This is a genomic window from Pseudomonas sp. NPDC089392, from assembly GCF_044749595.1.
Taxonomy (GTDB): Bacteria; Pseudomonadota; Gammaproteobacteria; order Pseudomonadales; family Pseudomonadaceae; genus Aquipseudomonas.
In genome coordinates, this window is the sequence record NZ_JBIVIF010000060.1 from 23,301 (window position 1) to 34,448 (window position 11,148).

The window sequence follows — 11,148 nt, forward strand, 5'->3', positions numbered from 1 at the left end:
ACGGAACAGGAAATGGCAGCGAAGCGAACCAAGCTACTGGCGATCAACTTCTTCCCGGCCTTCGTGCCGCCGCGCAGCGGGGGGGAGCAGCGGTACTACATGCTGTATCGCCATCTCAGCGAAGTTTTCGACGTGACCTTGCTGTCGGCCACCTACGCCGACGCCAAGACCGAAACCGTCGAGCATTCCGCTTCGTTCCGCGAAATCCGCGTGCCCAAGCCGCGCGAAGCCGATCAGATCCACTGGAAGCTGGACGCCGAAGGCATCGGCCCGGAGTGCTCGGCGCTGGCGCTGGCGCTGGCCGGCGAGTTCGACAGCGAACTCGCCCGGCGCATGGGCGAGCTGGTGCGCGCGGCCGACGTGGTCGTGCACGAGTCTCCGTTCACGCTTCCGTACGACCGCGGCGCCGGCAGCGACGGCAAGCTGCGCATCTACAACGCGTACAACGTCGAGTATCAACTGGCCGAACAGATGTTCCGCGGCGACATCGGCCGCCGCGGCGCGGCGTTCGTTCGCGACATCGAAGCGCGCCTGATCGCCTGCAGTTCCGCCGTGTTCGCGATCAGCCGCGAGGAACGCGATGCGTTCGCCGAGGTGTTCGGCTTTGCGCGCGAGCGCATCTTCCTGGCGCCGAACGGTTTCGAGCCCGTGCGCGGGCCCGACCCGGCGCCGCCGCGCGAGCGTTCGGCGCTGTTCCTGGGCAGCGCGCATCCGCCCAACATCGAAGCGCTGGCGTATATCGCCGAAGAACTGGCGCCGGCGCTGAGCGACGTCACCTTCCATGTGCTCGGCGCGGTGTGCAAGGCCTATACCAAGCCGGTGCCGGCGAACGTCAAGTTGCTGGGCTTCGTCGACGCGGCGGAGAAGGACGCGTTGCTGTGGCGTTGCGGCGCGGCCATCAATCCGCTGCGCAGCGGCGCCGGCACCAATCTGAAGATGCTCGATTACATGGGCCACGCCGCGCCGGTGCTGTCTACGCCGGTGGGCGCGCGCGGCCTGGACATCGAGCCGGGCGTGCAGGCGAACGTCAGCGAGCTGGACGGTTTCGCCGCGGCGCTGCGCGCGATGCTCGGCGACGCCTCGGCATCGCACGCGTTGGGCCGGCGCGGCGCCGACTTCGCCGACGCGCGCTACACCTGGGCTTCGATCGCCGAACACACCGCGCAGGCGATCGGTCAGGTGCTGGCGCCCCCGGTCGACGCAAGCGCGCGCAAGCGCCTGCTGGCGGTGTGCGATTACGAAGTGCATCAGGCCGCCGGCGGCGGCCAGGTGCGGATCAAGGAGTTGCTCAGCGAGCTCGGGCGCGAGTTCGACGTGACCTTCCTGTGCTTCAACAACGGCGATGCGCCGGTGCGGCGCACGATCGCGCCCGGCGTGGTCCAGCGCTCGATTCCGAAGACCCCCGCGCACCGCCGCGAAGACATCGAGTCGCTGAAGGGGCAGAGCGTGTCGGTGGCCGATCTGGTCGCCGCCGAGCACTGCATGGCCAACGAAGCCTTGGTCGCCGCGTTCCGCGAGGAAATCGCGACCGCGTCGGTGGTCAGCTTCGAACAATGCTTCCTCGCGCCTTTGTTGGCGCTGGTACCGGAGGGCATGCCGGTCGTGCACTCCTCGCAGAACGTCGAGGCCGAACTCAAGCGCGACCTGTTGGCCGCTCGCAGCGACGGCGAGCGCTGGTTGGAACTGACCCGGCGCCTGGAGCGCGACATCGTCGCGCGCGCCGATCTGGTGGTCTGCGTTTCCGAGGCCGACAGCGAATGCTTCCGCGAATACTACGGCGCGGCGCGCGCGGTAACCGTCGAAAACGGCGTCTGCCAGCCGCTGGTGCGCCGCTCGGCGCTGCCGGCCGCGGAGCCGGGGGCGCGCGCGCCGCTGGCGGTGTTCCTCGGCAGCGCGCATCCGCCGAACGTGCGCGCCGCGCAGTTCATCATCGACGAACTGGCCGCACGCAATCCGCAGGTGAATTTCGCCATGGTCGGCTCGGTGTGCGAAGCGATCAACGTCGCGGCGCTGCCGCAGAACGTCGCCTTGCTGGGCTTCATCAGCCGCGCCGACAAGGACGCGCTGCTGGCGCTGGCGGACGTCGCGTTGTGCCCGCTGTTCGAGGGCGGCGGTTCCAGCCTCAAGGTTCCGGATTTCCTGGCCGCCGGTCTGCCGATGCTGACCTCGACGGTCGGCGTGCGCGGCTTTCCCGGGCTGCGCGCCGGCGAGCACTACATCGAGGCGAAGCCGGAGGCGATGGCCGACTGGATCCCCAAGCTGTGCGGCGACGCCGCGCTGCGCGCGCGCATTTCCGCCGAAGCGGTGGATTACGTCGCTGCGCACCTGGACTGGCGCATCCTGGGCGGACGCCTGCGTCGCGAACTGCGCGGCCTGATCGGGCGCGAGGGGCCGTGCCGGGTATTGGTGCTGACCTACCGCTTCAGCGAACCGGCCCGCGGCGGCGCCGAAACGTATTTGCTCAACACGTTGCGCGAGCTCGAGAAGAGCGAGGACTTGCGCATCGACGTGGCCGCGACCGCGGTCGGCGCCATCCACGACCGTCTGCATTTTTCCGCCGATTACGAACCGCCCGCGGCCGGCGACGGCGTTCCTGCGATGCGCGGCCAAGTGCTGCTGTTCCCGCCCGACCCGCCGCCGCAAGACCGCTTCGACGATGCCGCCGTTCTGCAGGCCGCATGGATGCGGGAGTCTTTGCAGATCGGCGCGACCCTGGCCGACGAACTGGGCGTGGGCCTTCTGGGCGGCTGGAACTACCCGGAGAACAGCGACGGCCGGACCGTGCGCTGGGCGGGACGGATCGCCCAGGTGAAGCTGCCGCAGGGGATCGAGTCGGTCAGGATTTCGGGCTTGGCGTTGCAGCCGGTGGGGCTGTCGGTGAGCGCCGGCGGGGTCGAAGCCGAAGCCAGGAACCTGTCCGGAAAATTCTCGTTCCAGCAGGCGTTGCCCGCTGCCGGCGATGTGTTGGAGCTGAGGGCTTCGGCGACGATGGACAGCCGCGAAGACGCGCGCGAGCTGGCGTACATCGTGTCTGCGATCGAACTCATCGGCGCCGGCGGCAGCGTCCAGGTCGATCTGCGCGAAGGCATGGAAGAGCGTGCCCGCGCCAAACTGCCGGAGCGCTGGGTCGCCGAACTGATCGAGCTGGTCAAGCGCAGGCCGCGCGACATCGATCGCCGCTTCAGCTGCATCCGCGGGCCGCACAGCTCCGCGCTGGAGCGTTGGCTCGACCGCAACGCGGCGAACTACGATGTCGTGCTCGCCCAGGGCGTGCCGTTCGCCAGTTCGGTCCTGGGCGTGCGCACGGCCGCGATGCACGGGCTGGCCTCGGTCGTGCTGCCGCACTTCCATATGGAAGACCGCTATTACCATTGGCGCGATTTCTACGACGCGTTCGCGCGCGCCGACACGGTGATCGCGGCCCCCGCCGCCAGCAAGCCGGCGTTCTTCGATCGGGTCGGCGGCGTGGATTCGGTGGTGACCGCAGGCGGCGGCTTCCGCGCGGAGGACTTTTCGGACGACTCGGTCGCCCGCGGCCGCGAGGCGTTCCGCCGCGTGCATCCCAGTGGGCGGCCGTTCGTGCTGGTGCTGGGACGCAAGGCGGGAGCGAAGAACTACCGCATGATCGTCCAGGCCTGCGAAGCGCTGCGCCGCGCCGGCGAGGACCTCGACGTGGTCCTGATCGGCCCCGACGACGACGGCCTGCCGTTGCAGGGCGACGGCGTGCATTACTACGGCGCGCAACCGCGCGAGGTCGTCATCGGCGCGCTGTCCGAGTCGTTGTGCCTGGCCAACATGAGCGAAAGCGAGAGTTTCGGCATCGTGCTGCTCGAATCGTGGATGGTCGAGCGGCCGGTGGTGGCGCGCGCCTCCACGGTCGCTTTCACCGAACTGGCGAAGGACGGGGAGAACGGTTTTCTGGCCGACAACGCGGCGGAGCTTGCGGCCGCGATCGGCAAGTATTTGCGCGACCCGCAACTGGCCGACCGGCATGGCCGCTCGGGCCGCCCTTTGGCGATAGGGTTCAGTTGGGAGGCGTTGGCCGAACAGCTGCGCGGGATCTTGATCGAGGCTGTCGCGAAACGCTAAGAGACAGGGGCTTGGCCCCGATCGGAATCGACGAACACGACACCGGAGTACGAGTCGATATGGATGCTGCTCATCTGGCTTTTACCGCGCCGATTGAAAATGCGACGACGATGGACATGTTCGAATTCTTTTCCAGGTGGACCGGCCTGGAAGGAAAGCGATGCCTGTGCATCGGATTCGATGCCGACCAGCTGCGGGAACTGGTCTTGAAGTACCGGCCCGCCGAGGTCAAATTGCTGACCCTGTGGGCCGAACACAAGGACGCTGCCGTCGAAGGGTTCGAGGTCGTGGTGGGCGACATCACCCAGCGCACCGGGTTCGAGGACGGGTCTTTCGATGCGGTGGTGACGCTGTCGCTGCTCGAGCACGTGTCCGACCTGGACGCCGCGTTCAAGGAGATCGACCGTCTGCTCAAGCCGGGCGGCTACTTCAGCTCGCTGTTCGGGCCGAGCTGGTCCTGCCACATCGGCCATCATCTGTATTCCGACGGCGACAATCCCCTTTACAACTTCTGGCTGCGCGGCATGCCCGCGCACATGCATCTGCTGTGCTCGCGCGAGGAAGTGCTCGACTGGTACCTGAGCCAGGGCGCTACCGAAGATCAGGCCAGGGTGGTGCAGCACTGGATGTTCGACACCGACATCATCAACCGCCGGTTCTTCGACGACTATCTGGCCTTGTTCTCGACCTATTTCCAGATGGTCGGCAGCGAGTACATGTACGCGCCGCTGGATCGCAAGACCCTGGGCCTGTTGCGCGAGCGCTTCCCGGATCGGCGCGATTTCACCACGTACGGCGGCAAGTTCCTTCTGCGAAAGTACGCCTGACAGCGACGTCGCCGTTCGCATTACAACCGTTCGTCACCACGTATCCGTTCTTGGAGCACCCGATGTCATACGACGAAGCGCGCGACCTGGCTGAGCATCTGGCCGAAGTCGATCGGATGAAACACATGCTGTCGCAGAGCGGGTTGAGCTTCTCGCCGAACGACCTGGTACTGGACGTGGGCGGCGGCGCCGGGATGCACAGCGGCTTCCTGGCCAACGAGGTCGGGCGGATCTACTGCTCCGATTACTTCGACCAGAACGCCCGTTTCGGCGGCGAACTGGTCAAGCTCCTGCACGAAAAGTTCGGCCGGCACGACTACCGGTTTCCGATCCAGCGGCTGGAGTTCCACGCCGTCGATGCGATGAACACGATCTACCGCGACGGGGTTTTCGACGCGGTGTGTTCGTTCAACGCGTTCGAGCACATCCCCGATCCGGGCGCTGCGCTGAACGAGATCGTGCGCGTGCTCAAGCCCGGCGGTTTCGCCTACATCACGTTCGATCCGATCTGGACTTGCGATTTCGGCAGCCACTTCCAGCACCGGGTCTCCCGGCCCTGGCAGCATCTGATCAGCGACAACGAACAGTTCTCCGAGATGATGCGGCAGGCCGGCGCGCCGGAGGACGAGGTTTCCGAGTATCTGCACGCCATGAACCGGCGCCGGCTCTCGTACTACCGGGAACTGTTCGATTCGATCCGCGGCCGGGTCGAGTTTCTGTACGAGAACGACTGGAGCGGCTGCGCGATCCCGGGCAGCGAATCGCACGAGAATTTCGAGCGTTGCCTGTCGCTGGGGTTCAGCCGCGAGGAGTTGCTGCTGCGCGGAATCGTGAAGGTGTTCCGCAAGAAGACCGTCTGAGCGACGGTCGCGAAGGGCTCGCGCAAGACGTGGCCGGTTCTCGGCCACGTCGTACCGACTATGCGGCGATCGGCCGGTTATCGCTGCTGCCGAGCGGACGGTTGTCCGATCCGACTCCCAGCGCGGACGGCATCGCCGCGCCGCCGATATCGAAATTCAACGCCAGTGCGTTTCCGGCCTTGTGCGCGTCGGCGCAGGCGTACTCGAACTCCAGCGGCTTGGCGTCGGCATTGTCGAGGGTGAAGTCGTATTCGCCGACCTTGCGGCCGTCGACCATCACCGCCGCGGCGACGTGCGCCACGCGGCCGCTGAGGCCCTCGTCGATCATGGCGATCGCGATGCTGGCGATGTCGTCGAAGTCGATCAGCGAGCGGACCGCCTTGGTCCACAGCGTGAACCGCTCGCCGCTCGCGATGCGAGGAAGTTGGTCGGCGTATGCGGATTGGGCGTATGGCCGACGGCCTGCGGCAGTCGGATCACCAGCGCATCGCGATGGGCGAGCACCAGGGCCTCCATCGCGGTCTCGTGCGCCACGTAAGGCGTGGCCTTGCGATCCGCGTCGGTCAGGCTGCAGGTGCTGAACTAAACGAACTTGCCGTGCGCGCCGAGCAGCGCTTCGGCCGGCATCTGGCGGTCGCGCAGCAACGGCTGCGGCGCCGTTTCCGAGGAATTCGACACGCCGGAGGCGAAAATCGTCGCGGCTCGAATGTTTTCCGAGCGCGCTTTGAACGCCTTAGCGATTAACCATTGCCCACTATCATTTCGGATCCATCGTCGGCGAACTCGCTGACCGTCAGCCGCCGGATTTCAGGCCGGTCTTTCGCGCCGGCGCTTAAAGCATCTTTGCTGCAGCAATGCATGGGGCGCTCCGGCGGCTGGCGCTGCGCGCGAGCCGCCGGTCGCGCTTTTCAACCGAGCGCGGCTTCCAGCTCCGGCAACAGCTTGAACAGATCCCCCACCAACCCGATGTCCGCGATCTCGAAGATCGGCGCCTCGCCGTCCTTGTTGATCGCGACGATGGTGCCGGCGTCCTTGATGCCGGTCAGGTGCTGGATCGCGCCGCTGATGCCGACGGCGACGTACAGCTCGGGGGCGATGATCTTGCCGGTCTGGCCGACCTGCAGTTCGTTCGGGACGTAGCCGGCGTCGACCGCGGCGCGCGAGGCGCCGACGGCGGCGCCGAGCTTGTCGGCGAAGTCGTAGATGATCTTGAAGTTCTCCTGCGAACCGACGCCGCGGCCGCCGGAGACCACGCGCCTGGCGCTCTGCAGGTCGGGACGGTCGGACTTGCCGGCGGCCAGGCCGATGTAGCGGGTGTGGCTCGGCAGCGCGGCGTCGACCGACGCGGCTTCGACCGCGGCGCTGCCGCCGCCGGCCGCTTCCGGCCACGAGGCGGTGCGCACGGTCGCGACCACGGCGTGGTCGGCCGGGGCTTCGACGGTGACGATGGCGTTGCCGGCGTAGATCGGGCGCTTGAAGGTGTGGCTGCCTTCGACCGCCATCACGTCCGACACCTGGGCCACGCCGAGCAGCGCGGCCACGCACGGCATCAGGTCCTTGCCGAAGGTGGTCGAGGGGCCGAACACGTGGCTGTAGCCGTTCGCGACCGCGGCGACCTGCGGCGCCTGGACCTGGGCGATGGCGTTGGCGTTGGCGGCGTTGGCCACGGTCAGCACCTTGGCCACGCCGGCGATCTGCGCGGCCTGCGCGGCCACGGCGGCCGGGTCGGCGGCGAGCACGACGATGTCGATGGACTCGGGCTTGAGCGCCTGCGCGGCCGACACGCACTTGGCGGTCGACGCGTTGAGCTTGCCTTCCAGATGTTCGGCGACGATCAATACCTTGCTCATCACAGCAACCCCTTCTGCTTCAGTGCGGCGACCAGTTCGGCCGCGTCCTTGACCATCACGCCCTTGCTGCGCTTCGGCGGCGGCGCGTAATGGGTGGTCTTGAGGGTGTCGCCGGCGTCGACGCCGAGGTCGGCGAACGCGATGGTTTCCAGCGGCTTGCTCTTGGCCTTCATGATGTCGGGCAGCTTGATGAAGCGCGGCTCGTTGAGGCGCAGGTCGGTGGTCACCACCGCAGGCAGATCCACTTCCAGGGTTTCCAGGCCGGCGTCGACTTCGCGCGTGACCGTGGCCTTGCCGTCGGCGACCTCGAGCTTGGACGCGAAGGTCGCCTGCGGGCGGCCCCACAGCGTGGCCAGCATCTGGCCGGTCTGGTTGGCGTCGTCGTCGATGGCCTGCTTGCCGAGGATGACGATGTCCGGCTGTTCCTTCTCGATCAGCTTCAGCAGCGCGCGCGCGGCGGTCAGCGGCTGGATCGGCTGGTCGCTGACCACGTGGACGGCGCGGTTGGCGCCCATCGCCAGGCCGTTGCGCAGGTGCGCCTGGGCGTCGGCGGGGGCGATGGTGGCGACCACGACTTCGGTCGCGATGCCCTTGTCGCGCAGGCGCAGCGCTTCTTCCAGGGCGATTTCGTCGAACGGGTTGGCCGACAGCTTGACGCCGTCGGTGATCACGCCGGAACCGTCCGGCTTGACCTGGATGCGGACGTTGTAGTCCACCACGCGCTTGTAGCCGACGAGGATCTTCATCGTGCGGGATTTCCTTGTGGGGGGTGTGGGCCGGGGGACGGCCGACAGCCCTCGATTGTAGCGGAGACGGCCAGCCGACGCAGTCGGCCGCAAACCCGCGCCGGGCAAGGCTTGCGGGCGCAACGCGCGGGCACGGCGGGGGCGGCGGCGCGGCGCCCCGGCGCGGTTCAGCCGCCGATGCGGTACTGCGAGGACGAGCTTTCCACCACCAGGATCTGCGCCCCGGTCCAGACCTGGCCGGGCTCCAGCCGCACCGGCTGCAGCACCTGCGCGGCTTCCACGCAGATGAAGCGGCGGTGGCCGGCGGGCTCCAGGTCGGCCATGCCGGCGGCCAGTTCGGCACCGGGATTCCACACCACGGTGTCGGCGAAGCCCTCGGCTTCGCAGCGCAGCATGTGCTCGCCGTCGGTGATGCGCAGCGGCCGGCGGGTGTCGGGGTAGATGCGGTCGACCTCGCCGTCGAAGCGCACCGGCGCGTCGCTGGCCGGGCGGGTCGCGCCGCCGTCGGCCGAATCGAGGTACGGCCGGTCTTCCAGGCCATGGACCAGGGCCGCGGCGACGTCGGCCACGGCCAGATAGGTATGCAGGGCGGCACTGAATTCGAACGCGGCGCGGTCGGCGTTGCGTACGGTCAGGGCGATGCGCAGGCGGTCTTCGCCGGGCTCCAGGTCCAGTTCGGCCTCGAACCGGTGCGGCCAGTGGCGGCGGGTTTCCTCGCGGTCGCGCAGCCGGAACGACAGCCGTTGCGGCTGCGGTTCGGCCTCCCAGGTCAGGGTGCGGGCGAAGCCGTGGCGGGGGCCGTCGCCGCGTTCGGCGAACTGCGGGAAGATCACCGGCACGCCGCCGCGGATCGCCTTGCCGGCGCCGAAACTGGCGTTCGGGCTCAGGTACAGGCGCTCGCGGCCGCGGCAGTGCCACGACAGCAGGTGCGCTCCGAACGCGCTGGCTTCGATCCGCGAGTCGCCGGGGCCGTTCAGGTGCTGGGGAGCGGGCAGGGTGGGCGCGTTCATCGTTCCGTCCGTGGCATCGAAAGGGGCCAGCATGGGGGCGCGGCGCGGACCAAGCTGGCACGCAGGTCATATTACCGGGGCTCGGACTCGTCCGGTTTAGCGGCCGTGAAGCCGGAGCGAACGGGGGTTCGGCTATCCTTGGCGCCCCTTTTCGTTCCGAAATCTGGAGCCAGGATGCTTCACCCCGTCGTTCTCAGTGGTGGCAGCGGTTCGCGCCTTTGGCCGCTGTCGCGCCAAAATCAGCCCAAGCAATTCCTTTCGCTGATCGGCGACCACTCGCTGTTCCAGGAAACCCTGCTGCGCGCCAACGCGCTGCCCGACACCGGCGCGCCGGTCACCGTCTGCGCCGAAGACCATCGCTTCATGGTCGGCGAACAGCTGCAGGGCATCGGCGTGGCCAACGGCGCGATCCTGCTGGAGCCGAGCGCGCGCAACACCGCGCCGGCGATCGCCCTGGCCGCGCTGCACCTGGTCGCGCAGGAGCCCGCGGCGACCATGCTGGTGCTGCCGGCCGATCACCTGATCGAAGACGTCGAGGCGTTCCGCGACGCGGTCGCGCGCGCCGCCGTGCTGGCCGAGCAGGACTGGCTGGTCACCTTCGGCATCACTCCGGATTATCCGGAAACCGGCTACGGCTACATCGCCCGCGGCGAAGCGCTGGGCGAGGGCGGCTACCAGGTCAGCCGTTTCGTCGAGAAGCCCGACCAGGCCACCGCCGAAGGCTATGTCGCCGCCGGCACCTATGCCTGGAACTCGGGCATGTTCCTGTTCAAGGCCCAGCGTTATCTGGACGAGTTGCAGAAGCTGGCGCCCGGCATCCTCGAGGCCGCGCGCGCCGCCTATGCGCAGGCCAGCCGCGACCTCGACTTCATCCGCGTCGGCAAGGACGCGTTCGCGGCCAGCCCGAACGATTCCATCGACTACGCGGTGATGGAGAAGACCGACCGCGCCGCGGTGGTGCCGGTCAGCTGCGGCTGGAGCGATATCGGCTCGTGGTCGTCGCTGTGGGCGGTGGCCGAGCGCGACGACGACGGCAACCGCTACGAAGGCGACGTGATTTCGGTCGACACCCGCGACAGCCTGGTGCGCGCGTCGGAACGGCGCATGATCGCGACCATCGGCGTCGAAGACCTGGTCATCGTCGATACGCCCGACGCGACCCTGGTCGCGCGCAAGGACCGGGTGCAGGACGTCAAGACCATCGTCGACAAGCTCAAGCAGGCCGGGCGGCAGGAGCACCTGTTCCACCGCAAGGTCTACCGTCCGTGGGGCAATTACGACTCCATCGACATGGGCGAGCGCTTCCAGGTCAAGCGCATCGTGGTCAAGCCGGGCGCGGCGCTGAGCCTGCAGAAGCACCACAAGCGCGCCGAGCACTGGATCGTGGTGTCGGGCGTGGCCGAGGTCACCTGCGACGAGAAGGTGTTCGAGCTGCGCGAGAACGAGAGCACGTACATCCCGCTCGGCAGCGTGCACCGTTTGCGCAACCGCGGCACCGAGCCGGTCGAGCTGATCGAAGTGCAGTCGGGCAGCTATCTGGGCGAGGACGATATCGTCCGGCTCGAGGATGTGTACGGCCGTTCGTAAGCGCTGTTTCTAAGCGATAAAGAAGACCGGCCCAGGCCGGTCTTCTTTTTTCCGCTGCCGCGATCTGCGCGATCTACCTGTAGGAGCGGCGCGAGCCGCGACCGCGACAATTCACCTGCGGCGCACCAGTAGGGGGGGTTTTGGTTTTGGAGACCCCGCGCCCGCCCCCCCAAACACGA

General features: G+C 67.9%; 9 protein-coding genes. 5 read left to right on the forward strand and 4 right to left on the reverse strand.

All coding sequences use genetic code 11. The annotated features are described in order from the left end of the window. Positions 1–12: 12 nt before the first annotated feature. The 3 genes from ACIP1G_RS29615 (at position 13) to ACIP1G_RS29625 (ending at position 5,776) form a co-directional block, all read left to right on the forward strand. Positions 13–4,089, forward strand: a complete 4,077-nt coding sequence (locus ACIP1G_RS29615) for a glycosyltransferase family 4 protein (protein WP_400743678.1) — start codon at positions 13–15, stop codon at positions 4,087–4,089. Positions 4,090–4,100: 11 nt separating this feature from the next. Next, positions 4,101–4,916, forward strand: coding sequence for a class I SAM-dependent methyltransferase (locus ACIP1G_RS29620; RefSeq protein WP_400743681.1), 816 nt, complete (start codon positions 4,101–4,103; stop codon positions 4,914–4,916). A 62-nt stretch (positions 4,917–4,978) separates the two neighbouring features. After that, positions 4,979–5,776, forward strand: a complete 798-nt coding sequence (locus ACIP1G_RS29625; protein WP_400743684.1) for a class I SAM-dependent methyltransferase — start codon at positions 4,979–4,981, stop codon at positions 5,774–5,776. Positions 5,777–5,834: 58 nt separating this feature from the next. On the opposite strand, the gene ACIP1G_RS29630 is transcribed toward ACIP1G_RS29625, so the two are convergent. Beyond that, positions 5,835–6,104 carry a hypothetical protein gene (locus ACIP1G_RS29630; RefSeq protein WP_400743687.1) on the reverse strand — a complete coding sequence of 90 codons (270 nt, stop codon included), beginning with the start codon at positions 6,102–6,104 and terminating at the stop codon, positions 5,835–5,837. Between the two features lie 122 nt (positions 6,105–6,226). Here ACIP1G_RS29630 and ACIP1G_RS29635 point away from each other — a divergent pair, with 122 nt between their 5' ends. Next, entirely contained in the window at positions 6,227–6,520 is a 294-nt protein-coding gene (locus tag ACIP1G_RS29635) for a hypothetical protein (protein WP_400743689.1), read from the forward strand. 164 nt (positions 6,521–6,684) lie between these two features. Here ACIP1G_RS29635 and ACIP1G_RS29640 read toward each other — a convergent pair whose 3' ends face one another. The 3 genes from ACIP1G_RS29640 to ACIP1G_RS29650 all read right to left on the reverse strand — a co-directional run bounded on the left by ACIP1G_RS29640 (position 6,685) and on the right by ACIP1G_RS29650 (position 9,382). After that, entirely contained in the window at positions 6,685–7,626 is a 942-nt protein-coding gene (locus tag ACIP1G_RS29640) for an electron transfer flavoprotein subunit alpha/FixB family protein (protein ID WP_400743692.1), read from the reverse strand. Then, the gene (locus tag ACIP1G_RS29645; RefSeq protein ID WP_207526085.1) at positions 7,626–8,372 is read right to left on the reverse strand and encodes an electron transfer flavoprotein subunit beta/FixA family protein; all 747 of its coding nucleotides are present in this window, start codon (positions 8,370–8,372) and stop codon (positions 7,626–7,628) included. Before ACIP1G_RS29645 ends, ACIP1G_RS29640 begins: the two co-directional genes overlap by 1 nt. Positions 8,373–8,539: 167 nt before the next feature. Beyond that, positions 8,540–9,382 (reverse strand): D-hexose-6-phosphate mutarotase, encoded by an 843-nt coding sequence (locus tag ACIP1G_RS29650; protein ID WP_400743695.1) that lies wholly within the window; start codon positions 9,380–9,382, stop codon positions 8,540–8,542. A 174-nt stretch (positions 9,383–9,556) separates the two neighbouring features. On the opposite strand from ACIP1G_RS29650, the gene ACIP1G_RS29655 reads away from it, so the two are divergent. Further along, positions 9,557–10,969, forward strand: coding sequence for a mannose-1-phosphate guanylyltransferase/mannose-6-phosphate isomerase (locus ACIP1G_RS29655; protein ID WP_400743698.1), 1,413 nt, complete (start codon positions 9,557–9,559; stop codon positions 10,967–10,969). The last annotated feature ends 179 nt before the right edge of the window (positions 10,970–11,148 follow it).